25 protein-coding genes and 2 pseudogenes are annotated in these 25,826 nt (G+C 41.0%); 11 read left to right on the top strand and 16 right to left on the bottom strand.

Translation table 11 applies throughout. The features are described from left to right. Positions 1–21 precede the first annotated feature (21 nt). Together CO692_RS12160 and CO692_RS12155 are read left to right on the top strand one after the other, a co-directional pair. Positions 22–831 (top strand): MurR/RpiR family transcriptional regulator, encoded by an 810-nt coding sequence (locus CO692_RS12160; RefSeq protein ID WP_005225327.1) that lies wholly within the window; start codon positions 22–24, stop codon positions 829–831. A 245-nt stretch (positions 832–1,076) separates the two neighbouring features. Further along, on the top strand, positions 1,077–1,661 hold the full coding sequence (locus CO692_RS12155; protein WP_010747631.1) for a polymer-forming cytoskeletal protein: 585 nt from the start codon (positions 1,077–1,079) through the stop codon (positions 1,659–1,661). A 193-nt stretch (positions 1,662–1,854) separates the two neighbouring features. On the opposite strand, the gene CO692_RS12150 is transcribed toward CO692_RS12155, so the two are convergent. The 4 genes from CO692_RS12150 to CO692_RS12135 all read right to left on the bottom strand — a co-directional run bounded on the left by CO692_RS12150 (position 1,855) and on the right by CO692_RS12135 (position 6,423). Then, positions 1,855–3,519 carry a peptide ABC transporter substrate-binding protein gene (locus CO692_RS12150; protein WP_096742339.1) on the bottom strand — a complete coding sequence of 555 codons (1,665 nt, stop codon included), beginning with the start codon at positions 3,517–3,519 and terminating at the stop codon, positions 1,855–1,857. A gap of 228 nt (positions 3,520–3,747) precedes the next feature. Next, on the bottom strand, positions 3,748–4,695 hold the full coding sequence (locus tag CO692_RS12145; RefSeq protein ID WP_060792887.1) for a hypothetical protein: 948 nt from the start codon (positions 4,693–4,695) through the stop codon (positions 3,748–3,750). Between the two features lie 108 nt (positions 4,696–4,803). Continuing rightward, a complete protein-coding gene (locus CO692_RS12140) occupies positions 4,804–5,643 on the bottom strand; it encodes a Cof-type HAD-IIB family hydrolase (RefSeq protein WP_185939936.1) in 840 nt (279 codons plus the stop codon). Between the two features lie 156 nt (positions 5,644–5,799). Beyond that, on the bottom strand, positions 5,800–6,423 hold the full coding sequence (locus CO692_RS12135) for a GNAT family N-acetyltransferase (protein ID WP_096742337.1): 624 nt from the start codon (positions 6,421–6,423) through the stop codon (positions 5,800–5,802). Between the two features lie 73 nt (positions 6,424–6,496). On the opposite strand from CO692_RS12135, the gene CO692_RS12130 reads away from it, so the two are divergent. Continuing rightward, complete coding sequence (locus tag CO692_RS12130; protein ID WP_096742336.1) at positions 6,497–7,285, top strand: MerR family transcriptional regulator; 789 nt, start codon at positions 6,497–6,499, stop codon at positions 7,283–7,285. 86 nt (positions 7,286–7,371) lie between these two features. Here CO692_RS12130 and CO692_RS12125 read toward each other — a convergent pair whose 3' ends face one another. After that, positions 7,372–9,144 carry an oleate hydratase gene (locus CO692_RS12125; RefSeq protein WP_074536535.1) on the bottom strand — a complete coding sequence of 591 codons (1,773 nt, stop codon included), beginning with the start codon at positions 9,142–9,144 and terminating at the stop codon, positions 7,372–7,374. Positions 9,145–9,387: 243 nt separating this feature from the next. Next, positions 9,388–11,028 (bottom strand): SH3 domain-containing protein, encoded by a 1,641-nt coding sequence (locus tag CO692_RS12120; protein ID WP_086338612.1) that lies wholly within the window; start codon positions 11,026–11,028, stop codon positions 9,388–9,390. A gap of 610 nt (positions 11,029–11,638) precedes the next feature. Between CO692_RS12120 and CO692_RS17725 the strand changes: the two genes are divergently transcribed. After that, a complete protein-coding gene (locus CO692_RS17725) occupies positions 11,639–11,779 on the top strand; it encodes a hypothetical protein (protein ID WP_005237363.1) in 141 nt (46 codons plus the stop codon). Between the two features lie 74 nt (positions 11,780–11,853). On the opposite strand, the gene CO692_RS12115 is transcribed toward CO692_RS17725, so the two are convergent. Next, positions 11,854–12,732: a DMT family transporter gene (locus CO692_RS12115; RefSeq protein ID WP_096742335.1), complete on the bottom strand. Its 879-nt coding sequence runs from the start codon at positions 12,730–12,732 to the stop codon at positions 11,854–11,856. 114 nt (positions 12,733–12,846) lie between these two features. Here CO692_RS12115 and CO692_RS12110 point away from each other — a divergent pair, with 114 nt between their 5' ends. Further along, positions 12,847–13,620, top strand: coding sequence for a helix-turn-helix transcriptional regulator (locus CO692_RS12110; RefSeq protein ID WP_226818144.1), 774 nt, complete (start codon positions 12,847–12,849; stop codon positions 13,618–13,620). Between the two features lie 324 nt (positions 13,621–13,944). Here CO692_RS12110 and CO692_RS12105 read toward each other — a convergent pair whose 3' ends face one another. The 4 genes and pseudogenes from CO692_RS12105 to CO692_RS12090 all read right to left on the bottom strand — a co-directional run bounded on the left by CO692_RS12105 (position 13,945) and on the right by CO692_RS12090 (position 17,629). After that, a complete protein-coding gene (locus CO692_RS12105) occupies positions 13,945–14,403 on the bottom strand; it encodes a GNAT family N-acetyltransferase (RefSeq protein WP_005225310.1) in 459 nt (152 codons plus the stop codon). A 72-nt stretch (positions 14,404–14,475) separates the two neighbouring features. Then, positions 14,476–14,774: pseudogene (locus CO692_RS12100) on the bottom strand (MazG-like family protein). A gap of 150 nt (positions 14,775–14,924) precedes the next feature. Further along, positions 14,925–16,238, bottom strand: coding sequence for a PTS sugar transporter subunit IIC (locus CO692_RS12095; RefSeq protein WP_010747619.1), 1,314 nt, complete (start codon positions 16,236–16,238; stop codon positions 14,925–14,927). Positions 16,239–16,249: 11 nt separating this feature from the next. Then, positions 16,250–17,629, bottom strand: coding sequence for a glycoside hydrolase family 1 protein (locus tag CO692_RS12090; RefSeq protein ID WP_096742334.1), 1,380 nt, complete (start codon positions 17,627–17,629; stop codon positions 16,250–16,252). A 199-nt stretch (positions 17,630–17,828) separates the two neighbouring features. Between CO692_RS12090 and CO692_RS12085 the strand changes: the two genes are divergently transcribed. After that, the gene (locus tag CO692_RS12085; protein WP_034868333.1) at positions 17,829–18,527 is read left to right on the top strand and encodes a GntR family transcriptional regulator; all 699 of its coding nucleotides are present in this window, start codon (positions 17,829–17,831) and stop codon (positions 18,525–18,527) included. A 64-nt stretch (positions 18,528–18,591) separates the two neighbouring features. Here the strand turns inward: CO692_RS12085 and CO692_RS12080 are convergent, their stop codons facing one another. The 3 genes from CO692_RS12080 to CO692_RS12070 form a co-directional block, all read right to left on the bottom strand. Continuing rightward, complete coding sequence (locus CO692_RS12080; protein ID WP_015509139.1) at positions 18,592–19,911, bottom strand: glycosyltransferase family 2 protein; 1,320 nt, start codon at positions 19,909–19,911, stop codon at positions 18,592–18,594. After that, positions 19,911–20,417, bottom strand: a complete 507-nt coding sequence (locus tag CO692_RS12075) for a hypothetical protein (RefSeq protein WP_096742333.1) — start codon at positions 20,415–20,417, stop codon at positions 19,911–19,913. The genes CO692_RS12080 and CO692_RS12075 overlap by 1 nt, the downstream gene beginning before the upstream one ends. Before the next feature lie 95 nt (positions 20,418–20,512). Beyond that, the gene (locus CO692_RS12070; RefSeq protein ID WP_096742332.1) at positions 20,513–21,259 is read right to left on the bottom strand and encodes a YcjF family protein; all 747 of its coding nucleotides are present in this window, start codon (positions 21,257–21,259) and stop codon (positions 20,513–20,515) included. A gap of 399 nt (positions 21,260–21,658) precedes the next feature. On the opposite strand from CO692_RS12070, the gene CO692_RS12065 reads away from it, so the two are divergent. From CO692_RS12065 to CO692_RS12045, 4 genes are all read left to right on the top strand, one after another. Then, entirely contained in the window at positions 21,659–21,856 is a 198-nt protein-coding gene (locus CO692_RS12065; RefSeq protein WP_096742331.1) for a hypothetical protein, read from the top strand. A 434-nt stretch (positions 21,857–22,290) separates the two neighbouring features. Next, positions 22,291–22,611: a hypothetical protein gene (locus CO692_RS12060; protein WP_226818140.1), complete on the top strand. Its 321-nt coding sequence runs from the start codon at positions 22,291–22,293 to the stop codon at positions 22,609–22,611. 11 nt (positions 22,612–22,622) lie between these two features. Next, positions 22,623–22,913 carry a DUF5960 family protein gene (locus CO692_RS12055; RefSeq protein WP_096742329.1) on the top strand — a complete coding sequence of 97 codons (291 nt, stop codon included), beginning with the start codon at positions 22,623–22,625 and terminating at the stop codon, positions 22,911–22,913. Positions 22,914–23,101: 188 nt separating this feature from the next. After that, positions 23,102–23,359, top strand: a complete 258-nt coding sequence (locus CO692_RS12045; protein ID WP_096742327.1) for a hypothetical protein — start codon at positions 23,102–23,104, stop codon at positions 23,357–23,359. A gap of 640 nt (positions 23,360–23,999) precedes the next feature. Here the strand turns inward: CO692_RS12045 and CO692_RS12040 are convergent. Together CO692_RS12040 and CO692_RS12035 are read right to left on the bottom strand one after the other, a co-directional pair. Beyond that, on the bottom strand, positions 24,000–24,860 hold the full coding sequence (locus tag CO692_RS12040) for an N-acetylmuramoyl-L-alanine amidase (protein WP_244323048.1): 861 nt from the start codon (positions 24,858–24,860) through the stop codon (positions 24,000–24,002). A gap of 124 nt (positions 24,861–24,984) precedes the next feature. Then, a pseudogene (locus tag CO692_RS12035) lies at positions 24,985–25,320 on the bottom strand (phage holin family protein); the annotation flags it as partial. Between the two features lie 36 nt (positions 25,321–25,356). Here CO692_RS12035 and CO692_RS12030 point away from each other — a divergent pair. After that, complete coding sequence (locus tag CO692_RS12030; protein WP_226818138.1) at positions 25,357–25,800, top strand: hypothetical protein; 444 nt, start codon at positions 25,357–25,359, stop codon at positions 25,798–25,800. The last annotated feature ends 26 nt before the right edge of the window (positions 25,801–25,826 follow it).

The following is a 25,826-nucleotide window of genomic DNA, read 5'->3' as shown; positions in this document are numbered from 1 at the left end:
GCTTACAAGAAAGGAAAGAAAATGGGCCTCTTAATCATTCGTTTATTGAATCTTTTAAATAATGCACCCACTGATTCCACCAACTACTATATCGGTTTGACCATGATCAACCATTATGATCAGATCCAAACTCTAAGCATTGGTGAATTTGCTGCTCTTTGCCATGTGTCAAAGTCAACCGTTTCAAAATTCGCTCGCACCTTGGGCTTTGATGATTATGGCGATCTAAAAGACAACGCTGCCTTTATCGAGAATCGCTTCAACAATCCCCTGAATTATCGTTCGAATATTTTGTCTGCCTTAGAGCAAGAGGGCGTAGACTCCTATTTTGACGCAGTTGTACAAGACATCGATTATCTGCGTCATCATCTTGATCTGCCAGCCATCGAACGGGTCGCACAAGCAATTGTGACCCATAAAAATGTCTTTGCTTTTGGAATTTTATTCTCAGAATCAGCTGCTATTGATTTCCAGATCAAACTAGCATACAACGGCAAGTTCATTCGGACCTTCCAAGACGATCTCGTACAGGAAGAAATCATCAAGACCGCTGATGAAGAATCGCTGTTTATCATTTTTACCAACTCCGGTGACTACCTAACGAAACAGCAAATTCGAAATGGAACACCACGAAAAGATTTCTTCGATCGAACCAAAGCCAAAGTCATCGTGATCACCGCTAATCCACAGATCTCGGAACTGCCCTTTGTCCAAGAAGCAATCATCTTCCCTCATCAAACCCATTTTCAAACCCATGCTTTTATGTATCAGTTCATCATGGATTTGATCGTATCGAAGTTCAAGCAGTTGACTGATCGAAAGCGCATGTAGTAATGATCCTCCATTATAGAAGAAGGGCATTTCTTCCATAATGGAGAGTTCTTTGTGAATGAGATGTCTCATTCATTCGTAAGCGTCACTCATTTATTCCCAGTTTTTTTGAAATTTTTTTAATCCTAGGCTGCTATTTATTAAATTTCTCCTCATTTATGTTTTTTGTTTCACAAACTTCATCTCGGTATGGTATAATCATTTTGTTTTTAAGAAAACTATGGGAATACAAAGGAGAAGGAAACATGAAAAAAACTAAAATCACTTTAATCGCTGCATCATTGCTTATGGGAGGCACTCTTTTAGCTGCATGTAGTTCAGATAACGATACAGCTGCAAGCTCATCATCATCAACAGCAGCTTCAACTGCTGCATCAACTGAATCATCAGATGACGTTGTTTCAACTGCTTCTATCAGTGACCAAACTTCAGTGATCGAAAAAGCATTGAGCGCAGATGGTAACTGGATCGTTGCTGTAACTGGCGACATGACATTTGATAACGATGTAACCGTTGATGGCGAATTCCACGACAAAGGTGACGACTCTGCTGATATCTACCGTAAATTTGCATTGTACTCACAAGATGAAGACCGCAACGTAACAGCTGAATACACAGTAACTGTTCCTAAATTGATCGTTAACTCAGAAAACTTCAACATCGTTCACGGTGTAATCAAAGGTGACGTTGAAGTGAATGCTAACGGCTTTGTATTGAACGGTGCAAAAGTTGAAGGTAACGTAACATTCACTTCAAAAGAATTCCAAGATTCAGCAACACTTGACGAAGATGGCGCTTCTGTAACAGGTGACGTAACAGTTAGCGAATAATCTTTCACTGGATTTCTGTGAAATAGATGAACAAAAAACGAGGTTGGCAAGTCGATCGTTGATCCCTTGCCAACTTTTTTTGTTTTTTTATAAACAATTGCATCCGCTCTCATTACTAACATTGTGTAAGTAAGAACAAAGCCCAAGAAAAAAACTGGCTTGCTCACGCAAAACCAGTTTCTTCTTTAGGCGCTTATTCTTCAATCACTGCCCACTTGTAGTCATATTGCGCACCAGCACCGTGTGATACGACCCCTTTTACTTTTGGTGCACGTAAATGAGCTTCAACGTTTTGGTACACAGGGATGACCCCTTGTTGATCCATAATGATTTTCTCTGCATCTAACAAATCTTGCCAGCGAGCATCTGGATTGCCAGCGTTTGTCGTGGCAGACGATTTCACTGCTGCATCGTACGCCTCACTTGTCCAACGACCGCGGTTGTAGGAATTGTCGGTAACAAACAAATCAGTAAAGCTGCTAGCATCCGCATAGTCAGCTCCCCAACCACCCATGACGACATCAAAGTCACCTGAGTTTGAACGATCTAAACGAACGGAGAAAGGAACAGGACTTAGGCTAACTTTCACCCCATCAAGCGTGTCTTGGATCGCACTTTGAATATACTCAATGGCCTTTTTGGTTGAATCTGTATCAGAAGCCAAAATTTCAAAGCTCAAGGAATCGATTCCCAACGCCTCTTTGGCTTTTTCCCAATGTTCTTTGGCCTTTTCTTGATCGTATTCAATGACACTTTCCGCTTCATCGACAAAATCAGTATTATCAGTTGGGTTAAAGGTCATTCCTTTTGGTATCAAACCTGTGGAAGCCAATGAACCGTCCCCTAAAATCGATGTCACTAATGCATCACGATCAATGGCATAAGAGATTGCTTTACGCAGATCCTCATTGCGGAATGGCGAATCTTCTTCTCGCTGATTCAACTCGATATAGGAAGTACGGGCTAATGGTTCTGACACAAACGCTTCATCATTGGCCATTTGCTGTGCCAATTCTCCTGTTAAGATGACGTCGTCTGCTTGCCCATCTTGGAATAGATTCAAGGAAGTTGATGATTCTTTTACGACACTAACATTGATGGTATCAAGTTTCACCGTCTCTTTGTCCCAATATTGGTCGTTCTTTTCATATGACCATTCTGTATCGGTTCCTGGCCCATCAAAGCCAGCTAACACAAAGGGTCCGTTGTAAACGGCATTGTCGCTTGTTGTAGCATATTGATCGCCGTTGTCTTCTACGACTGCTTGACTTTGTGGGAAGAAGGATGGAAATGCCAATAAGTATTGGAAGTATGGCGTAGGTGTCGTCAGCGTGATTTCTAATTCATAGTCACTGACTGCTTTGATCCCCAATTCTGAGGCATCTTTTTCACCTGCTGTTATCGCTTCGGCATTGGTTACGGGCGCAAATAAGTACGCATACTCAGAACCTGTTTCCGCACTTACGGTGCGTTGCCAACCAAACACATAATCCGCTGCCGTTACTGGTTCTCCATTTGACCATTTGGCATCTTCTCGTAGTTTCAATTTATAGGTCAGACCATCTTCACTGACTTCCGCTAATTCGGCGGCACCTGCTGGTTCGGGCTTACTATCAGCATCTAAGCGGTACAACCCTTCATACACATTATTTAAAGCACTGAAACTGATCGTATCGGTGGCTAAGGATAGATCGGCACTCGGCATTTCTTGTTGAACCACAACATTAAAAATTTGTTCGGCAGCTGCTGTCCCACTACCACTTGAACTTTCACCTGTACTTGATGTCCCTCCTGTTGAGCAACCTGCTAATACGATTCCACAAACAGCGACGACACCATATCCCCATTTTTTCTTCATCTTACCTACCCCTTATGAAAATCCAAAATTTTCAGAATTATTACAAAACTCTGAATGTAAATAAGATTTTAATAAATATTAATTATAAAAGCAAGCTATTTTTCTCATTTTATTATTATTTATTTTTTATGTTAACACGGCATGTTATTATTTATGACACAAAAACAAAAAACACAAAGCGAAAAAGATCTCGCTTTGTGTTTTTTTATCTTTGGATAGAAACGTGGATTACTCCATTTTATAGCTTTGACGCGTCACTTTCCCCTCTCGTACCGTAGCGATAATAGTTGGCACAGCCCCAATCGCCGTAAAGAGATAGACCAGACCTAAGTTCCCGTAATATTGACTCGCTTCCAAATATCCTTCACGAATCAAATCAGGTAAAATACGGAAGGCATAGAAGACATCAACGTCCGTGTAATAATTCGCTACACTGATCGACCAGTCGATACGATTCCCGACATAGACCATGATGATCATGACGATAATACTACTAATAATACCTTTTGTGCTGAGTTTTCCACCTAATAATTCATACCCTTTGATGGCACAGATCGCCATCGCGATCCCAGACAATGCAGCAACATACCCCAATTGTCCTAATAAAATAATTGCGCCGGCACCAATCAGTGAGCCAAGAAACGCACCCACGGTTCCAGCTAACCAATTTTCTTTTTTCTGCCCTTTTTCCCGTTCTTGCGCAAGGACTGCTTCTTGTTGTTTCTTAAAGCAAGCTTCACAGGCAATGACGGGAGCGCCGCCAATAGCATACAGCGAAACCGGCTCAGTGACCGCGCCGCAGAAGGTACAAGCATTTTGGAAGCCTTTCGTCTTCAAAAAATTCGTCAACTGGTCCAACGCAGTACGTAACTTGTCCACGGTTTTCCCTGCAGTCATCGCTCCGCGTAAAGTATAGGCAACTTGATATCCTTGGATCACACAGTCGATGATCTCTTTTGACTCACTTAAAACTTCTTTGACTTCTTCTTGGTTGGGAAGTTCGCCATCTTTGCTAAGTGAAAAGTGAGCCACTAGAGAATAACTATTGTTATTCTCTTGAACTAAAAAAAGTTTATAACTATGATACGTTCCATAAATCACCCCAGTGGAAGTATCAACGGAGAGCCCCAACGGCTCGGCAAATTTGGTCAATGTCTTCTCGATCTTCTTATTCATTTTTCTCCTTCTTTCCAACAAACACTTACCTTTTTAGGTATAGCTAAAAGTTTAAGGAGAGTAGAAATGAAAGTCAATCAATTTGTTCAAAAAACCTAGTTTTTTTATCTATTCTGTGACAAATCGCCGCAATGCATCAGCAACCCCATGGTCTGTATTGCTAGCCGTCACAAAATCAGCTTTTGCTTTGACCAATTCGGGCGCATTCTCCATCGCAACACCAATACCAGCTGAAGCAATCATTGGCAGGTCGTTAAAATTATCGCCGATCGCTAAGGTTTGCGCCAGCGGCACTTGAAAATAGGCCGCCAATTCATTTAGCACCTTATCTTTTCCCACAGCTTGATGAGTGACTTCCAAATAATTCTCTTTGGATAAGTAAAAGGCGCTTTCTAAAAATCCAGCGTTCTGGCAGGCAGCATGAAGCGCTTGGATTTCTGCCTTTGTGCCGATCAAAAGAAACTTATGAACCTCAAAAGCTTCTTGTGCCAACAGTTGTTCTAATGAAGTTTCTACAGGAGTCTCTTTGGTGATCGCCGCTTCTGCTCGTGCCCATTGGTCTACTCTTTCGCAATACCACTGATCACCAGAGTAGACATTGATGGAAACACCAGGAAAATCAGCTTTGATGCGCGCAACCAAAGTTTTTGCTTCTGCTTTTTTGACCTCATGACTGAAAATCGGTACCAGTGTGCCCTTTTGATCGTACCCTCCAATCAGGGCACCGTTGTAACAAGCCAAGGGCCAGTCTTCTATCCCTAATTCTTGAGCTATCGGTAGCATTCCTTTCGGGGAGCGAGCGGAAGCCAAAACAAAAGGAATCGCTTGCTGCTTCAATCGTTTGATTTCTTCAATCAAATCCAGATCGATTTGATGTTTATGATCCAAGATCGTCCCATCAATATCACTTAAAATAAACCCTATCTGCTTTTTTTCCAAATAAACCATCCTTTCCCATTCCCCATCCTTTTTACGAAAGCGGATTGAGCCATCGCTTTCGACCAAAATAAGCGCCGTTTCCATAAAACGAAAACAGCTTCCTTGACCTTCTTTGCTTCCAGTTTACCATACTAGCCAATGAAAAAAGAGTGCATCGCTGCACTCTTAGGAAGTATAGATATAAAACTCGATTTCCTTCTTAATCGGTTTTTTGATCCAGCGTTTCACAGCAGCTGCCCGCTTCAAGCCCATATGCTCATAAAAACCGAAATTACAGGTGGTATCGGTATAAAGGAAAAACGGAGCCGTTTTTTCCTGCTGGACCATCGCTAAAAAGGAAGTAAAGAGCTGCTTGCCTACACCCAATCCTTGTGTTTTGGGACTAACGGCAAACAAACCAACTTCGGTCTGAAAAGGAGTTTGTAAGTCTTTCAACATCGCTTGATTTAACTCAGCCACCTCCTTGGCATAATGCAGCAGCGTGTTTCTCCCTTCTTTCGTAAGCAGTAAGCAGCCAGCATGCCAAATCGTTTTCCCCCAATAGCGCGCTGGATGAAGATTCTTCCCTCTCTTACTATCTGCTAATAAGATACCGACAGCTTCACCATTTAAAAGAGCCACCCGCGAATAGGTCGCACGAGCAAGTTCATAACACAAAAAGACATGAGCAAAGTGCTTGGCGGTCTTCTTGTCAAATTGCTTGTCGTAGTTCCAGCTATCAATAATTACTTGCACAAGCGCAGGCAGATCTTCTCGTTTAAATGGTCGATATGTTACTTTTTTATTCATTCTATCTTCCTACCAGTAGTTGACTATCCTTAGTATAAAGTTTACAGTAACTGTAAAGTCAAGGAGGAGCTTCATGAAAACCAAATTAAAAGTATCGGAAATGGCACGCTTAGCGCGGATCAATCCTCGGACACTCCACTATTATGACGAGATTGGGCTATTTCAACCAAACAGCAAAGACGAGAACGGGTATCGGTATTATTCCCTTGATCAACTTTTGGATCTCGGATTGATCCTGTCATTGAAAGAATTATCGATGCCCTTAAAAGAGATCCAAACAGCGCTGCAGGGGGATGCCGAGACCATGAGAAACTTATTGGAAGCCAAGCGGCAAACCATCGATGAAAAAATTCAGCAGTTGACCAACATCAAAAAAATCATCGAACGAAAAGCTGCGGATTTGCGCCTGGCTGCAGAAAAAACTTCCCCCTTCACCTTGAAGGAACAGCCAGAGGAATATTTCTCCCTTAGTCCTAGATTAAACGGCAGCTCCATCCCAGAGATGATCACCCAAGCCTACGACCTTTTGATGGCACAGCCTTATCTTTTTTCGAATAACGAGTACGGTTTTATGATTCGGACGAACAAAGACGATACGCAAGACATCGACTACGTTTACGTGCGGCAAGAAGAGCCGCACGGGACTTCCTTCGTGAAACCAGCAGGATGCTATTTAACCGCCATTTATCAGGGGGATGACGAAGGATTGAAGCAGTTCTATCAAAAACTCAAGCAGCTGATTGCGACGCACCAATGGCAAATCGATGACTACTTCTATGAACGATCGATCCACGAAACGACCCTTAGCAACGAGCAAGCTTATTTGACAGAGATCCAAGTTCGGATTTTATCTGAGGAATAATGATTCGTTCAAACTGCGCTAAAAAGTAAATAAAAAGCGCAACGACAACGAGTAGCTTCTTTCGCCTCGTTGTCGTTGCGTTTTATTTAAATCAAATGGTTTTCTTTCAACAGATCGCCAATGTAGGTATGTTCGGTTTTCTTAACGAAGCCTTCCAAGAGTTTCCGTTCGATAAACGGCAGCTCCATTTCCGTAATTTTTTTCTTATCGGTCAGATAATAGACAGCTTTGGCCAAAGTACGTAGATCATAAGCGGAAGCAAACACTTCTGGTACCCCACGTTCCACAGCTAATAGCTGATAAACAGCCTCCATTGCAGTCCGAACGGAATATTCTGTTGTAAAAACAGTGTCTCGTTCAGTCTCTGCGAAATTACCGATAAAAGCTAAGTTTTTGGAGCCATTTGGAATAACCAATGGCCGATCCCCTGGTTCACGCAGCATGAAGTAAGAAGTGATAAAGGGCATGTAGACTGGAACTGCCACACTTGATTCTTTTGAAATGCGTTGGATTTCTGCTTCCGGCACGCCTAAATGGTAAAGCAGTTCTTGCACGATTTCTTGTCCAGAACATTGTTCAATTGGTTTTTTGATGTAGTTCCCTGGTGTATTTGACAACAAGCCATACACCCATGTGATCGTTTGTTGGTCTTTTTGTTCTTTAAAGTGCGGTTGGCGATGGGTCGCAAAGCTCATCATCCAATTGGAATCTTTGATGGTGATGATCCCGCCAGTGACGATTCTGCCTGTTCGTAACTTGCGATGGGTCAATTTTTCTAAATAAGGTTCCACATCAAAATTCTGCCAAGTCACGGTTGCCGAAACAAACCAGCTTTCTTCAGGTAAGTTTTCATAAAAGACTTCTGGATGACCAAACTCAGGCGATTGCGCCGCCAAGTTTTTCCATAAACGCCAGCTGCCACCAGGTGCTTTTGAGATAGGCGCTGGAGTATAATGGTCCCCTTGCGTGGAACTTTCAGTGATCGATCCGTTGGTAACAAAGACCAAGTCATCTTCTGATAAAGGAATTTCTTCGATTGCCCCCGCTTTTTCTAGCACAAGTTTTTGAGCAACTTTTTCCTCGCCCACGATCCGAACATCGATATTGCTGACGGTGCATTCATATTGGAAGTCAACTCCTTGTTCTTCCAAATAAGCAAGTAGTGGTTTGACCAATGACTCATATTGGTTGTAACGGGTAAATTTTAACGCAGTAAAATCAGGCAAGCCATCGATATGGTGCACAAAACGCAACACATAGCGGCGCATTTCAATCGCCGAATGCCATTTTTCAAAGGCGAACATCGTACACCAGTATAGCCAAAAATTGGATTCAAAGAATTCATCGCCAAAAACATCTTCGATTTTTTTCCCGATCAATTGATCTTCTGAAGTCATAAATAATTGGGTCAATTCCTTTTGTGCTGTCGCAGACAAGGTAAATTCTCCATCATCTGCTGCTCGTTGGCCGCGATTGTGGATGATCCGACAGTTAGACGAATTTGGATCATCGTGGTCCAACCAGTAAAACTCATCTAGCACCGAAGCGTCTTCCACCTCCAAAGATGGAATCGAGCGAAATAGATCCCACAGACACTCAAAATGATTTTCCATTTCTCGACCGCCGCGGGTCACAAATCCATCATGGGGAATGAATTTTCCGTCCAATGAACCGCCTGATAAAGAAAGTTCTTCAAGGACGTGGATTTTCTCACCCGCCATATGGCCGTCACGGATCAAGAAGACTGCCGCAGCAAGTCCTGCTAATCCCCCACCAACAATATAGGCTTCTTTCTTTTCGACATCTTTCGGTTTTCTGCTTCTTGCAAAAGCTTCGTAATTTCCGTTCGTATATCTCATGTAGATCCCTCCTAATATTGGTACGTTTTTATGGTATCAGTAACTATTTTTTTTGACAAAAATTTGTACTAGTAAAAACAAGTGATTTTGACAAATCGGCCTTTTTGTCAAAAAAACAGGGCAAAGCCCACCTTTTAAAAAGATCTGCGCCCAACCCAAAAAGCGCCCATAAGAAAACTGATGGCAGCTTTCTTATGGGCGTTTCTAACAAAGGACAAACCCTTTGCCTATTCAATGAAACATTTATTTCACGCGTAGAGCGAAGCTAGCAGTCGAAAAGCCTGATTGTGCTTCAGTGACTGTATAACCCGTGCTTGGCGCATGGATATAGCTTGTATTACTGGTAGCGATCGCTACGTGGTAGGTATTCCCTTTTTGACCCCAGAACAGCAAGTCGCCAGCTTGTGCTTGCGAGACAGGAATGATCGTCCCTGCGCTTTCTTGTGGGACTGTCCAATCGCCGATGTTTTTGCCCGTCACTTTTAAGAAGACGTAGCGTGTAAACCCAGAACAGTCGAAGACATCTGGTCCTTTGCCTCCCCATTGATAAGGAGTGCCGATATGTTTTCTAGCTTCTGCAACGATCGCTGCTCCGTTCACGCTCATCGGAACATTGGTATTGCCTGCGTTGTTATTGTTGCCAGGAGTCGTTGCACTGACTTCCTTCACATACGCTGCAGATACCCAGCCACCCGTTGATAACTTATACCAAGTGGCATTGCCATTGACTGACGTTCCTTGTTTTTGAGCGACTGCTTTGAAGGTCGCATTGCTGCCCAAACTGCTGACTACACTTGCAGAAGTCGATGCATTTGAGCGGACATTCATACCAGTGGTTGTTTGGAACGTTTTATTGATGGCTTGCTCACTCGCATTGCTTGAGCCGTTTGATGAACCAGTGTTGCTTGAACCTGTGTTTGAATTATTGTTATTACTTGTATTTCCAGAACTAGACGTGACGTCACGTACATATGCCGCTGTGATCCAGCCACCAGTCGATACTTTGTACCAAACATTGGTGCCGCCAACGGATGTGCCATTTTTCTGGGCAACGACCTTCACCGTCGTGCTGTTGCTTAGGCTGCCAACGACACTACCACTTGTTGAGGCACTCGAACGGACATTCAATGCCGCTGTTGTTTTCACGTTCTTGTTGATAGCCGTTTCTGCAGAAACACTTGTGTTGCCGCCAGAAGAACTATTTCCTGTCGAACTGCTGGAAACATCTTTGACATAGGCCGCCGTGATCCAACCGCCTGTGGACAATTTGTACCAAGTGGTCGTGCCATTCACCGACGTTCCACTCTTTTGTGCAACGACTTTCACCGTCGCATTGCTGCTTAGTCCACGTACGACACTAGAACTAGTCGTTGCATTTGAACGGACGTTCAATGCAGTGGTCGTTTTCACTGATTTCGAAATTGCTTTTTCCGATGAAGACGACGAATTGGACGAGCCTGTATTGGCAGAAGAAGAGCCTGAAGTGCTTTTCACATAAGCCCCTGAGATCCAGCCGCCTGTTGATAGCTTATACCATGTTGTATTGCCATTCACTGAGGTACCGTTCTTTTGAGCCACCGCAGTGATTGTTGTATTTGCTCCTACACCACTTACGATAGAGGCACTTGTTGAAGCATTTGAACGAACATTCAGTGAAGCTGTTGTTTTAAATTGTCGATTGATCGCCGTTTCAGCTGACGATCTGGCAAGAGTAGCAGTTGTGTTGGTTGATGACGAAGCGTTTGTCGTTTCGGTCGCATGAGCAAGAGACGTAAAGACACCTGAAGTCGATGCTAACGCTGCTGTGATACCCAATCCTTTTTGTACGAAAAGGGACCGTTTTTGTTTCACTAAACGCTTACGTTTGATTTTCCGAGATTCCAATAAAACACCCCCTGTACCCCATTTTAACAAAAATTAATATTTTTTGATATTGTTTTCGTTTTGTATTTTTTTACTTTACGTTTAATAAAACGTGTCATTTATTTTCCTGCGTTATTCTTTTTGATCACTTTCTCTTTGGTGTTGCTCAATGGCACACTATTTACAAAGATTTCTATAAATCAGAGAAAAACGCTATTTCATTCAACGTTATTTTAATTCGCGAATAAAAACAGGATTTTTTTGCAAACAAACCCACTTTTTGAAAAACAAGACTGTTATTTGAATAACATTTCTTTCCTGATCCCCTTTTTCAAAAACCGATACTAAAACCACCCATTTATCATTCCTTTTTTACACGAGGGATTCTGTGAAAAAATTGTTTCAAAAAGAACGCTGCTTTCACCTGTGTGATCGACGCTTAGATGAAATCCTGTTACATCGCTTCCAACCGGATGCGAATTTCTTAATAGAGAAGTCCCTCATCTCTGCCAAAAGAAATATTTTCACAATGTATTTCACGAAAAAGATTATAATACCAAGGAGAAAACTAAGAATTTGCATAAGTTTGTGAAATCATGCTATACTTAAAAAAAGGAAGAGGTGACCGAGTATGAAAACAAAGACGAAAGAAAAAGTGTATGCTGAACGACAACATAACTATAAAACGAAAAAAGAAGAGATTTTCAAAAAAGCCCTAGATTCCGTACCGACCACAGACAAGAAAAAAGAAGAACAGAAAAAGAAAGCGTAGACTCCTGCGTTTTCTTTTTCTGTTGATTTATAAAAAAGACGAGACTTCACCGATTTTGGCGAATCTCGTCTTTTTCACAATTTTTTTTGTAAACACATGATGCTCCCTATAACTGCCATAAATCCTACTAGCTCCACCACTGTGAAGTGATCATGAAAAACAATGATCGATAAGAAAGCAGCCAGCAGTGGCTCAACTGCTGTTAAAACTGTTGCAAGTGTTGAGGATAAATAGCGTAAACTTGTTAAAAAAATCAAATACGCTAATGCTGTTCCAAATAAAATGACCACCAGCAAATAAAGAATCACTTGAACGTTCAGTTGACTATCGATCTGCCACATTGGATGAACCACATTCCCCAAGCCTCCACCAATCAACATCCCCCAGCCGACAATTGGTAAACTCCCATATTTTTGCAAGAGTTTACGCGGCTGTATAGAATAAAAAGCTAGTGATATCGCTGATGCTAACCCCCAGCCTAGCGCAGATTGGGAAGTTGCTAATTGCTCATTCTGTCCTTTTGATGCCACAGCCGTCACGCCAAGTAAGGTTACCAATAACCAGAAACATGTCTTTAAAGAGGGGAGCTGCCTTTTGGCTATCGCGGCATAGAGTAAAACAAAGAAAGGTCCTGTATATTGAATAATCGTTGCAAACGAAGCATTGCTTTGCTCAATCGTTTTAAAGTAGGTAAATTGAACGAGAAACATGCCTAAGAAAGAAAACAAGAGCAGCTGAATGAAGTCCTTTTTCTCCCGAAATGGGGAAATCAATCGATCGCGATCCTTTAACCCAATGCTTAGCAACAAACACCCTGAAAGAACCAATCGTGTTGAAACGAGCCAATTTGCTGAAATACTATATTTCGTAAATAAAATTTGTCCAGCGATGCCAGAAACTGCCCACAAAGCTGCTGCTGAACAAGCATAAACAATCCCAACTGTTTTTTTCATAAAAACACCTTTTGTCTTTCACTTTACTTTGTTAGTATTATACCGAATCAGATAGTGAACTTTTGTCAATATCCTGATTGTTTTTAACACTATTCTGTAAAAAGGTGGTGCGGTATGTACTTTGAACGCACAGAAGAAAACGAAGAAACGACCAAACATACAACTACAAATCGCTCCTTCGCAATTTATCAACGTTGCTTGCAACAAAAGCGTGGCGACCAATTGCCTCTGCATTGGCACGACGAGCTGCAAATTGTATGGGTCGAAGAAGGTAGCTTCGTGTATACGATAGACGACGAGCAAATTTTGCTAAGCAAGAATGAGGCGATCATTATTAATAGCCGTGTACTCCATGGTGCTGTTTTAGCTTCAGAAAACGTCCGATATTGCTGCTTTGATTTTTCTTCAGGCTTTATTGCTGACCCTGCTTTTAAAGAAGCGATCGAACAATTAGTCCACGATCGCACCCGCAGCTATCGGCGCTTAACCTTAACCGCCCAACATCAAGCATTTGTTCAAACCGTGCGTCTGCCTCTGCTTATTGAACAACGATTTACTCTCTATGAATTGTTTTTAGCTGCCCTTTCACAGCTAATGGCTGCAAGACCTGCTTCACCAAAGAAAGAAACTATCTACTTAATGCTGGCATTTGTCCATGAGCATTATCAAGAACCATTAACGGTTCCTGCGATCGCTAAAGCTGCTGCCATCAATACACGTACTTGTACCGCCCTTTTTCGGCAATACACGACATTGACCCCAATCAACTATCTGATTGATTATCGATTGTCTCAAGCCAAAAACCTATTGATCGAAACGGATGAACCGATCTCAACCATCTGCTACCACGTTGGCTTCAATCACTTGAGCTACTTTAGCAAAAGATGATTTCAGCGTAAATTTGGTTTAACGCCGCTACAGTATCGCAAGACCTATCGCGAAGATGATAGAAATTAGCTGATCGGTACCAACAGAGCCTCTCATCTAGATAAATTTTGCTATATTCTATAAGCGGTTCAGTACTTTTTTCACTTTTACGCTCATTGGTCCATAAGAATCTCTTTGAAATCCTTTTCTAAAAACCACACACCCAATATTTAGTAGGCGAAAACACGTTCCTACAACATATTGTGGATAAACCTGTTGAAACTGTGCATAACTAAAAAGCCTGCGATTTTTTCGCAGACTTTTTTATTTATTGACAAGCTATTATTATTCTAGAGATAAATAATAGCTCACATTATCTGGTAGCGGTTTAAAGCCATTCTTTTTATAAAAATCCGCTGCTGGCATACTTTCTTCGGTATCTAACAGGATCGTTGGAATCTCTTTCTTGAGCAGATCCTCTTTGATCCTTTCTAAAAAAGTGGAACCAAGGCCTTTTCCTTGATGCGTGCCAGTAATTAAAAAGGTATCGATCACATACTCTTTTCCTTGATACCAGGGCTTGATAAAGCCTAATGAAAGACCAATCAATTCATTCGATGCTCGGTCTGTTAGTCGATAACCAATAAAAGTATTCATTGCCATCATTGAAGATACATAGTCGGTGATTTGCGGCACTGTCAATTGGTCATTCCATGGTTCTGCTGAAAATACAGCAATATAGTGGTCCACGACTTCTGCTAAATCCGCCGTGGTTAATTCACGCATGCTTACATTCTTTTCCATCCTATCTCCTGCTTCCATTTCTATTTCGGTAAGGGCCTATTCTCGAGGAATCTACTAGTTTTTGTGCGTGTATCAATTATCGATTCGTTTTGCATAGCCATTGCCATAACTCGTATAACGACGCTTTTGGTTGACGGCCATTTTTTATGAATCTCTGCTTCAAGATCGATGGAAAGGATTTCTGCTAACCCAAGAAGATAAATCGCCACATCCGCCAATTCTTCTCCTACCTCTTGTTGCTTCCGATACGCGTCAAAGGCTTCCCCTACTTCACCATATAAAGCTAAAAACTCTTTTTCAATATTTGTGACATTGAATTGGTGATCAATCTTGTTTTGATAAATCGCTTTTTGCATTTCTGATAGTTTCATAGTCGCTCCTTTTGGGATAGTATACCATTTAATTAAAATTCAAAATAGAAACTTAGTAAAAAATCACCTCAAAAAATAGTGACCCCCAAAACGTTAGAATTTTGTTCTAACTTTTGTAGGTCACTCTAGTATAGGATTCATCCTGTTTGTTTATTCTGCCCGCTCCAATTCAGCAGATTTGATTGCAACCCGTTGAGCGATTTTTAAAAATGGAAAATAGATTGCTACACAAACGACGATGATGATCACTTGAACCAAAACAACTTTGAAATCCCCTTTTGATGCCAACAACGCACTAAGAATTGGTGGTGTCGTCCAAGGAACCATCACAGAAAGTGGCTCAATAAATCCTACTGCGGTAGCAAAGTAGCCAATCAACGTCGCAACAATTGGACTTGCAACGAAGGGAATGATCATGGGTAAATTGAAGACGATCGGTAAACCAAAGATGATTGGCTCGTTGATATTAAAAATACCCGGAGCTAGGGATAGATTGACGACATCTCGAAAAGGTTGGTAATTGCGAACGAATAAGAGCACTGCAATGATCAAGCTGATCGTAAACCCAGTCCCACCTAGTTGAGCAAAAACCGTCACGAATGCTGAATTTAAGATATTGGGCGGCGCAGCGCCTTCTTGCACGGCTTGCATGTTTTCATTCATATTGACTAACAGCAATGGATCTAACAAGGTGCCATTGATGACGGTTTGGTGAATGCCTAAAGTAAACAGAAAATTGCCCGTTGAATAGATGATCAAGAACCCAAAAATCGATGTGTTCAATAAACGCAGTGGTTCTTGGATCACTGTTGAAATGATTTGAATCAGGTCGGTATCAAAGGCTGCTAGCACGGTCGCAACTACGGCAAAGAAGGAAATCACCAAAATAGCAGGGATCAACGTGCTGAAGGATTTGCTGACGGCAGGAGGAACTTGATCCCCTAAATTGATTTTTAAGTGCTTGTTTTCTGACAGTCGAATAAATAATTCCGTGGCAACTAACCCACAAATGATTCCAGAAAACATCCCTTTGGTCCCGACATCATCAAATAGCATCACACCACTGATGGTCACTTCTGCTTGAGCGCCTTCTGGCATCACGGCATGAGCCATCGCCAACATGACCACTAAGCAAGTCGTTGCCACAAAGGTTGCATTGATGGCGCTCGGATTGTTTTTGTTGCGGCAAAGAAAATAAGCGATCATCGGGGCGATCAGCAGACCGGCGATATTCAATGTTCCATTGGTGATGGAATTGCCAAACACTTGCATTCGCGCCAAGGCAGCCCCTTCTAAGAACCATGGAAAGAAGACATTATTAAACAACACAGCGATCCCTGCGATAATAAAGGCAGGCATTAAGGTCGCAAACGCATCACGAAGACTTTTGAGATGAACCTGATTGCCGAGACGGACCGAAAACTCTGTAAATTTATCTAAAAACGTGCGCTTTTCTGCTGCCATTTTTGTTCCTCCTATTCTGTATATGGGTTTGTATAGATCGTACTACCATTCGTTTTAATCACTTCTTTGAACCATTCATACGATTTTTTCGGTACACGTTTCATATCTCGCAACTCATGGTTGCCACGATTGACATACACGAGTCCGTATCGTTTCTCCATATCACCTTGCGAGCTCAAAATGTCGATCAGCCCCCAACCAAGATACCCAAGACAGACCACTCCATCTTCCACCATCGCTTCAAACATCGCTCGAATATGCTCTTGATGATAGGCAATACGGTAATCATCTTGAATCGGTTCTTTGCCATTCCAATGCTCTCTGACACCAATCCCATTTTCAATTGGAAACACTGGCAACCGGTACCGCTGATAGACTTTATTTAAGACATCACGGAAGCCGAGCGGATCAATTTGCCAGTTCCATTCCGTCGTTTCAATATACGGATTGTCTTGTTTTCCAAAAGTCATGTACCGATTCGGCGGCGTTCCTTCAGGAATTTTTTCAGCATTCAAGGTAGAAGAAGCATAATAGCTAAAGGCAATGTAATCATTTTTCTGCGCTGCGATCGCCTCTAATTCCCCAGGTAAAATATTCATATTGAGTTGATGATTTTTCACGTATCGGTCTTGTGCTGCCGAATACTTGCCGTGCGCATAGCAATCTAATAAAGTAAAGTTCGCAAATTCATCAAACTCTCTTGCTGCTTTGATGTCTTGTGGACGACAAGTCGCTGGATACGCCTCAGAATACGCTAGCATGCCGCCGATCTTCGCATTTGTTGTTTCATGAAGATAATTACAGATTTCTGCATGGCAAACCATGACATTGTGGAAAATCTGATACAATTCTTCTGTCGTTTCTTCCCCTTCTAAATAACCGCTGATCTTAAAACCATGGTCTTGGTGGAAAAGATTTTGTTCGTTAAAGGTTAACCAATAATGGACTTTATCCGCAAAACGATCTACCATTTCTTTTCCAAAACGAATGAATGCGTCCTTCACTTCTTTGCTGATGAACCCGTTATAGGTTTTCGCCAGATGCAGAGGCATATCAAAATGGTACAAACAAATCATAGGCTCGATCCCTCGAGCTAGCAGATCATCAATAAAACGATCGTAATAGGCGATCCCTTCTTCATTAAAGGCACCATCTCCATCGTGAACGACCCTTGACCAAGAAATTTGGAAACGATACATGTTCATCCCCAAATCTTGCATATAATCAAAATCTTCTGTATACGCATGATAGTTATCATTTGCTACATGCCAATCGCTAGCCTGTTCCGAAGCTTCCCGTATATCATAAACGGATAAGCTTTTACCGCCTTCATTCCAACCGCCTTCTGTCTGCATACTGCTGACACTGTTCCCCCAATAAAATTTTTTCATATTGATTCCTCCATCATTTGTATTCGCTTACAAAACCTATTATAATTAGGTGAAACAGGCATGTAAATTTTTCAAAAATACATGTAAAGCTTTTTCTATACATGTGAATTTCAGCGGATTCTTTAGTGATAGACCTTGTTTTTATCCCCTTCAAACAAAACTCAAGTCCATGAATTTCTTTACATAAGGAGTGATGACTATGACAAAATACAAAGAGATCGTTGATCAGTTGCGGACGAATATTTATGAAGGTGTTTTTCCAGCTTTATCAAAACTACCGGAGCAAACGGCGTTAGCCAAACGATTTCAAACCTCGCGAATGACGATCCAAAAAGCGCTAAATCAATTGAAGCAAGAAGGCCTGATTTCTACCAAAAGAGGTCATGGCACCTATGTCAATTCAGCGACCTACCAAGGACAGATCAATGAGTATATCGGTCTAGTCAACCGATATGGCGGGCGGCATAAAGTGCAAAGTAAAATCATTAGTTTCAATGTTCGTTTTCCAGAAGCCAACGAAATGGATTACTTGTCCTTGCGAGAAAACGAACCTGTTTATGATATCGTACGACTGCGCTATGTTGATAACGAACCCTTTGAATTGGAGTACACGATCATGCCCATCAAAACCATTCCCGATATTGATATGGCGATCCTTGAACACTCGATCTATCGATATATCACTGATTCCTTACATCTCAAAATAGGTCCCGCCATACGTAAAATCCGTGCCGACAAAGCAGATTCCTATGACATCAAGTATTTAGAAGTCGATCCCAATGATCCGATCTTAGAATTAGAACAAGTTGCTCGTCTCTCCGACGGACGACCCTTCGAATTTTCGCAAACTCGTTATCCATACCAAAATCGTGAGATTTACTATCTTTCTGAACCTTAATGGCAAAAAAACAAGTCTGAAGAAAACTCAGACTTGTTTTTATTGTCCAGGGAAGGTGAATTCGTTAAGATTCTTCGGTTTTTTTCGCCGTTCGCTCAGGGCTGACCCAAACGCCGCTGCCGTAGCCAAGGATGGTCTTGACGGCTGGAATAAAGGTAGTGACGATCGTTATGGCATTGATCATCCAGTAAAACAGCATGTAAAAAGGAGCAAAACGGAAATACTTCAGCTTGCTGCGGTTATCATCCGCCAGGAGGCTGGTAAATAGCTGCATGACCCCCGCAATCATCTCGAAACAAACGAAGAGAAAGGCCATCGTAAACATATGATAGATCCGTTCGTAATTCCCAGTTGCACCATAATAGATCAGATAGAAGACAAACAAGGCAGATGAAAGCCAGAAAAAGAATGACCAGATGATACTTAATGTTTGATCGACAAACATAGCGGTTCGACCAATGTTTTCAAAAGGATGCAAAAAGACCTTTTTAAAGTTGGTCAGCCATACTTCTGTACCGCCCTTCGCCCAGCGTTTCCGTTGTCGGTAGAGCATCTTGAGTGTTTCTGGCACCTCCATGAAAAACATCACTCGTGAAGCAAATAAAGACAGCCAACCTCGGAATTGGTGGTCCCAGGCAATACTGATATCTTCTGTTGCTCGATTTTGTCGAAACAGACCCACGTCCATCAATGCCGCGCGGCGATACATCGTATTGGCACCGCTATAGGCATAGATGACGCCGAAAACGGCTTGCTGTGTCCGTTTGATAATTCCTACGATACTTGAAAATTCAACGGTTTGTGATTTCCCTACGATCGTTGTGCGATTTTGAACATCCATATTCGCCGTAATGGCAGAGATATTGATGGAGTCTTGGCGGATGAAATAATTGACATATTTCCATAACGCATCAGGTTCAGGAACCGTATCTGCATCGTTGCTCAAGATCAATTCCCCTTTGGCAAACCCTACCCCAATATTAAAGGCATGGGCTTTTCCTTGGTTTTTTTCGATGCGCAACACTCTTAGATTTGGGTACTGTTCCATCAATCGGTCTAATATCACAGGAGTTTGATCCGTTGAGCCATCATCAGTCACCAACACCTCATAATTGCTGTAGTTCAGATTGTTCATTAAATAATGAATCGTGTCTTCAATAACGATTTCTTCATTGTGAGCTGGTACCATAATCGTGATCATCGGCTCGATCTCTTCGGGGATCGGTATCCACTCTAATTGACGATAACGGAACAAAAAACGATTGCAGATCACCCCGATGAACCAAGCAAAGCCGCCTAAAATCGGATACGTGAAGAGAATCATCAAAACGACTGTTAAAAATGTGTCCAACCACGGGAACCCAGTATCAAAATTGACAACCATCAGCCCACCCCATTTCTACGGAAAAGTTCTTGGATCTCTCTTTCTCCGATGTTTTGCTCCGGTGCAACCGCGTAGTATTTTGCCCCGTGGCGTTCTTCTTTCGTCCCGAAGCGTTCTTCGTAAAATGCTTCTAGCAACTCTTTGCGTTTTTCCAAAGCAGCTTCATCATGCATCGATTGCTTTTGCAGCAATCGTTTGAAGCGGCGGTTGTTTCTCAAAGTTAATAAAGTAAACGTAAGAACTAAAACCAAAAAAGAAATGCCTAAAAATAACGCTAGAAATTCGAAAGTGACTGCTTCTTCTAAATAGGTTCGAAAGGCGATCCGATCCGCCAGATTCGGCAGCGTCAACGGAATGGCCAGCCAGACAAAGGGAACCAAGACCATCAGCCAAGCAAGAATCGTCAAAATCGTTTGGCGGGTCTTTAAAACGGAACGACCTTTTTGAAAGTAGGCATCTGTTACCAACCGTTCTGTGACTTCTTCCCGTGTCACTCGTTGTTTCATTTTACTCACTCCTTAAAATTTTTTTATTTGCTGTGAAGAAAAAGAAGCAACAAAAGCAAGTCGTCTGGACCTGCTTCGTTCTTCTTCTGTTTGTTTCACTTAGATTTCTTGCCAACTTTCAACGCATTGAACAGCGTGTGAAATTGGCCTTTAAAGGACATCACTTGCTCAAACACATCTTCCCCATCATTCAGCATCTTGACCGTCACCCAGCCTAATGCTTCGGTAATACCGCTAGCCACACTGGCATTGATTGCAGCTCCAGCAACGGTGCCGACTGCTGGGACAAATTTCAAGATATTGCCAACGGCACTGCGACCAAAACTCACAACGACTAGCTCTTTCGAAATACTTTTCGCTAACCCTTCACGCCATGTTCGCCCAAAAATACGATACAAACGAGCCATCATTGTCATCTGAACTGGCACAAGTAACACTGCATCTGAAAAGGGAATCGGTGAACAGCCGATGATCGCCGCCGTCAAAGAAGCCGCATGGATCGTGCGGTGGGCTTTTTTTCGTGTTTCATCATCTACGCCAACTAAAAACTCCTCAAACACCTGATCAAATTGATCCTTGCTTTTCGCTAACACTTTTTCCGCCTGAGCTTTTGATCTGTCATAGCCTTTCATCACCAAGGCAGCCGATTTTTTCGGCATTCGCTTCATGACATCCGCAAAAAAAGAAGTAAACTCCGCTTCTTCTTGCAACTCTTCTCCCATTTGACTTTGCTCGACTTGAACGGACTGTTCCGTTAATAATTCATTTTCGTTTTGCTTCTTTTTGCGTTTTATCCATGGTTTTTTCAAAGAAATGTCTCCTTCTTTCGACTCGTTGTTCATTTAAAAATCAAAGTGAGCCATGATTTTGTTCCTCTTTCTATTTTAGCTCAGGTTTTTCAAGATAGCGAAAATGTAGCTTGAGAGAGCTTACACTTGCTGGAAAATGCGAATTTGCATCTTTAGATTATTTATTTATATTATCGTTTTTTTATGCTATGATACACAAAAGGAGTGGATCAAATGAAAAAGAAATTGAATTGGAAAGTCCTTTTTTATCTAGGCTTATTGACTTACTTTCTTTTAAGCGGGATCTTCGCATTCTTTGGAGTCGAAATACCGTTTCTTTATAAACGTTGATCTTCACGTTTTCTCAGAACCATATCATTCAACTCTTTGCTCTATGTTGAGAGAATCCATCATTCTATCGTCCATTCAATCTAATCAGAAAAGGTGATTTTCTTGTCCATTTTATTTGATCTATTGCAGCTGCTTGCTGTTATCTGTATCGCGTATTTATTGTTCACAAAAAACCATTTCCTCAAACAATTAACTGCTGTTCAGAAAATGGTCTTTGTCGTTTTATGTATTTCGGTGATACTGCCGGCCCTCTACGAATTTATTACTGGTTTTGCGCATGGATTTTGGGAACGGTTGTAATTGACGTTCCTTACAAAACTCGCTGCCTTTACAAAACAAATAGATAGCTTATATCTACCAATCCTTTCTCCTTTTATTCAAGCAATGAACCAATTCTTTGGTGCTTAGAATACTAAGAAGAAAGGTTTTTTGTCTTTTTCTGTGTTGAAGTATTTTTTGATCGCACAAAAAAAGAACCCCTCAAAAGAGGAGTTCTCAAGGCTTGCTTACATCATGCCGCCCATCTAAGGTTGTCTGGCACACTCAATTACACTAGTATAAAAATGCCTATATAACAGCCTTTTTAACAATTTCAATTATAAAAATAAATCAACTAGCTCGAACTAATAAAGTTATTTTGCCCCTTTTTTGCCCCCTATTCTTTATTTAAGTCCTTTACAATACGAACAAACGTTCGTATACTGAAGATGAAATAAACAAGAGGAGTGGTCAAAATGAAATATAATGATTTTAAAAACCTTTTGGAAAACCGTCTATCTGGTTACGAAGTATTTATGCAAAAAGCCGAGGAATTCCAAATTGCTAAGAATAAACTGCGTTCTGGAAAGGCTAAGTGGAATGACAATAAAGTTAACAAAGCAATTAACGGTATGTGGGATCAAGCTGCACAAAATATCTATCAGACTGTAAAAAATATGGATAAGATTCCAAATAATCGATCACTAGACCCTTACAATGATTGGCTTAAATTTATGGAAAGTAGAAATCTATTTGAAGTACTGTCAGATTCTCTTGCTGATGTCGAAATGGAATAGGAGTGATCGATATGCAAATACCGTTAGCGCATCAAAGAACCTATGCATTAGAAAGATATTACTACGAGTTTATAGAACGAATGGGACCGGCACATTTCATGTACGACCAGTTCGTTAGAACAATGGAAAATTTTGGGAAACCCTATTTCACTGTGCCAATCAGCTATAGTCATTATTCGGAAGAGTTGGCTTTTGTATTTAAAATAGACGGAGACAATTATCTTTTTGATCATGTTAGAACGCAAGACAAGATTCTCCGAAAATACGATCCTAGCATAAAATATAAGCCCGGCGGTAACTGATATGAATGTAATCAGCCAATACGAGCAAAGCTATTTATCCTATTCCGAGTTTATAAATGAATTCCCGGACAGTATTTCTGAATCACAGGAAGCTTTATATGGCGCAAGATGTATTGAATTTTATGTTGCTGTCACTTTAGGTAAAACGGATTGTCGCTATTATGTACAAGCTTACGGAGGCGATTGTTATGAAATCGATGAAAGGCTATGTATCGAAGATACGAGTATTGAAGATGAGCAAGACCCCTTTGGTGCGGTTCTCTTTGGATAACGAGAATTGCTTGATTGCTGCACATAGTTTGAATTTCTTGGCAGATGTGGATGAAGGAATGGAGATTGTGGTTGCTGGTGAGTATAATAGTAGGAAACAATTTGTTGTTAGGAAGTATTCGGTGATTGGTAAGACGAAGATCATGATTGAATTTGAAAATATCAATGTTCGATAAGCGCATTACTTTTCCTATTCAGTAAATTACTATATGATTATTATGATGACGGAACATAGTTCCACTTGCACGGCATATGAGAATATGCTGTGCTTTTTTTTCAAAAAACAACCACTCCCGGGGAGGAGTGGCACAATTAGAAAAAAAGTTTTTTTATATGGGAAATTAACTATATGAGCAATCTAAAATTTATTCAAACCTTTTGCTCAAAAATAACCCACCCTCAAGGAGAGTGGGCCTGAAAAAAGATATAAAATGAAATAGCCCCGGTCAAGGCTATGACTCCATTCTACAAGAACATAGTTTTTATTTCAACAAAAAATCCACCCTATTCTGCCTAGAGTGGACTAAAAGAAAAGTAAACAAATGAAAAATTGGATTGGTTGGTATGAATCTATGATACATCTTTTATTAATTAAACTGAACCAATTTATGACGATTTTCTAATCAATAATATCTATTACATTGAAATAATGATAAAATAAACAAGAAGAGTATTAGGCGCACTTCCCCAAGTTTTCACCGCCTAACTACTCTTCATAAAGTATTGCACGCACTTAACAATGTATAGCATAAACTAAATTACTGCAAGTAAAACGAATATTAAATATGTACAAGCCCGCAGAAGCGGGCTATTTATTTACCATGGAAGCTTGTTGTTGTTCAATGCTCTTTGTAACGCTTTGACCATGTTTGACACAGGACTGATAACTCCATCCACTGTTGTCTTCAAGGCTCGCTGCATAGCTTTGATCATTTCTGTTCCGCATAGTCCATCGATCGCACCATTGTATAAACCTTTTGCTTTCAACCGTTTCTGCCATGTTCGAATCAGCGTTGAGCCTTTAAGTGTATTATCGAATTGTGCCGCATAAAGGTTCTTGTTGCACGCTTGCCGATATTGGTGACTAATTTCGTCATCTGGTGTGATACCTTCGTATTGCATTGCTTTATTGGCAGTGCTTGGACCAAACATGCCGTCTTCTTGGATTTTATTGGCATTTGGTTTTACAGAAGGCGTACTCGGTTTAGCTGCTGAATTGGAACCGCTAGTCTTGCCAAACACCGCATCTTTGAACCGTTCTAGCTCACTTGGTTTTGCTACCCATGGAGCTGGGCAGTTCTTGCCAGTAACATCATAATGTCGCCAAATCTTATTTCGAGTGATATTTGGATATTTTGCGATCAATTCTTTAACGGCCTTCACAGCATTTTGGAATGTCTTTTCCGTAATGTTTCCATTCTTGTCTAGGCACATTTCAACACCGATCGTTGAATAGTTGGCGTTGCCTATCTTAGAATACAGCGGACGATAGCGTGAACCATCTGCATTGTATTTGCTAATTTCGTTGGCGTGATACGCAACTTCATTCAGCGGCATAATACAAAGCGCCTCAATATCATCTACAAACAATTGAGCAGAAGCATAGGTTCCTCTTAGATTATTAAAATAGTTCTTGTGATTACGTGCGGTGCCACCGTTGTTGGCAGTGTAATGCATAACGATACCGTCAATACCTTTGTTCCTGATACCTGGTCTTGAGTACTCATTAATATTGATATATTCGTATTTGATGAAACTCATTTATATCATCCTTTCTAAATTAAAAAAGAGCAGCCAGTAGCTACTCCTTCTTTTCAGTAAATTCTTGGCCATCACCGTAGTCTGGAACATTTTTACTATCCAAAGCTTTGGTTTCAGATTGTCCATCACCATAATCGATTTTAATTTCTGTTACTTTAGGTTTTGGATTTTCAGTACTATCCTGTAATTTAGTTAGTCTTTCTTTTACCCAGTTTGGAATTGGAATCCCCAGTTGTCCCAGATTTTCGATAATTGAGATTCCATAAACTGCGATATAGAAAAAGACGAATGCGGTCGCAAACGTCTCGAGATTCATAATCTTTAGGTACGGGTACGCAATAATCACTAAGCACACAACTAGCATATGCTTATTTAGTCATGCCTATTGTAACAAAGAATTAAGGTACACACAATGTGGATTGAACCTTTGAAAGATGGAAGATTCAAATATGTAGAAAGATACAAAGATCCCTATACCGAAAAATGGAAAAAGACAAGTACAGTTCTAACAAGTGATTCTTCCAGAGCCTGGAAGAATGCACAGAAAATATTAGACAAAAAAATAGCGGAAGCTTTGAGTAATTATGATAAATCTGACATCACTTTCAAGGAGCTTTACGAAGAGTGGTTTGTTTATTACCAACAACATGTAAAAAGAACAAGCTGGACCAAAGTTCCAAAGATGATGAAACATATTCAAAAAGTTATATCTGACGATGTTCTAGTTCGAAATATCGACGAGAATATGATTCGTAGTATTACAGAAAAAATGTATACTTTCGGTGACCTATCCTTGAATTATACGAAACAGACCAAGACGACCCTTTCAATCATTGTAGTGACCCCAAAAAGTTAGACTTTTATGGAGTGGAGAAATCCACT

The sequence above is a fragment of the Enterococcus sp. FDAARGOS_375 genome, from assembly GCF_002393265.1.
Classification (GTDB): Bacteria; Bacillota; Bacilli; order Lactobacillales; family Enterococcaceae; genus Enterococcus_D; species Enterococcus_D innesii.
Note: the sequence above shows the minus strand (reverse complement) of the source record. Positions and strands in the feature narration are given on the sequence as shown.

Coding starts and splice junctions, on each gene's coding strand:
- CO692_RS12080 (WP_015509139.1), bottom strand. CDS start 19,911: ATGGTTGTCAATTTTGATACTGGGTTCCCGTGGTTGGACACATTTTTA.
- CO692_RS12040 (WP_244323048.1), bottom strand. CDS start 24,860: ATGCATTACACTGCCAACAACGGTGGCACCGCACGTAATCACAAGAAC.
- CO692_RS12125 (WP_074536535.1), bottom strand. CDS start 9,144: ATGAGATATACGAACGGAAATTACGAAGCTTTTGCAAGAAGCAGAAAA.
- CO692_RS12115 (WP_096742335.1), bottom strand. CDS start 12,732: ATGAAAAAAACAGTTGGGATTGTTTATGCTTGTTCAGCAGCAGCTTTG.
- CO692_RS12085 (WP_034868333.1), top strand. CDS start 17,829: ATGACAAAATACAAAGAGATCGTTGATCAGTTGCGGACGAATATTTAT.
- CO692_RS12105 (WP_005225310.1), bottom strand. CDS start 14,403: ATGGAAAAGAATGTAAGCATGCGTGAATTAACCACGGCGGATTTAGCA.
- CO692_RS12060 (WP_226818140.1), top strand. CDS start 22,291: ATGAAATATAATGATTTTAAAAACCTTTTGGAAAACCGTCTATCTGGT.
- CO692_RS12150 (WP_096742339.1), bottom strand. CDS start 3,519: ATGAAGAAAAAATGGGGATATGGTGTCGTCGCTGTTTGTGGAATCGTA.
- CO692_RS12160 (WP_005225327.1), top strand. CDS start 22: ATGGGCCTCTTAATCATTCGTTTATTGAATCTTTTAAATAATGCACCC.
- CO692_RS12030 (WP_226818138.1), top strand. CDS start 25,357: ATGTGGATTGAACCTTTGAAAGATGGAAGATTCAAATATGTAGAAAGA.
- CO692_RS12155 (WP_010747631.1), top strand. CDS start 1,077: ATGAAAAAAACTAAAATCACTTTAATCGCTGCATCATTGCTTATGGGA.
- CO692_RS12135 (WP_096742337.1), bottom strand. CDS start 6,423: ATGAATAAAAAAGTAACATATCGACCATTTAAACGAGAAGATCTGCCT.
- CO692_RS17725 (WP_005237363.1), top strand. CDS start 11,639: ATGAAAACAAAGACGAAAGAAAAAGTGTATGCTGAACGACAACATAAC.
- CO692_RS12095 (WP_010747619.1), bottom strand. CDS start 16,238: ATGGCAGCAGAAAAGCGCACGTTTTTAGATAAATTTACAGAGTTTTCG.
- CO692_RS12075 (WP_096742333.1), bottom strand. CDS start 20,417: ATGAAACAACGAGTGACACGGGAAGAAGTCACAGAACGGTTGGTAACA.
- CO692_RS12110 (WP_226818144.1), top strand. CDS start 12,847: ATGTACTTTGAACGCACAGAAGAAAACGAAGAAACGACCAAACATACA.
- CO692_RS12070 (WP_096742332.1), bottom strand. CDS start 21,259: ATGAACAACGAGTCGAAAGAAGGAGACATTTCTTTGAAAAAACCATGG.
- CO692_RS12045 (WP_096742327.1), top strand. CDS start 23,102: ATGAAATCGATGAAAGGCTATGTATCGAAGATACGAGTATTGAAGATG.
- CO692_RS12130 (WP_096742336.1), top strand. CDS start 6,497: ATGAAAACCAAATTAAAAGTATCGGAAATGGCACGCTTAGCGCGGATC.
- CO692_RS12090 (WP_096742334.1), bottom strand. CDS start 17,629: ATGAAAAAATTTTATTGGGGGAACAGTGTCAGCAGTATGCAGACAGAA.
- CO692_RS12140 (WP_185939936.1), bottom strand. CDS start 5,643: ATGGTTTATTTGGAAAAAAAGCAGATAGGGTTTATTTTAAGTGATATT.
- CO692_RS12145 (WP_060792887.1), bottom strand. CDS start 4,695: ATGAATAAGAAGATCGAGAAGACATTGACCAAATTTGCCGAGCCGTTG.
- CO692_RS12055 (WP_096742329.1), top strand. CDS start 22,623: ATGCAAATACCGTTAGCGCATCAAAGAACCTATGCATTAGAAAGATAT.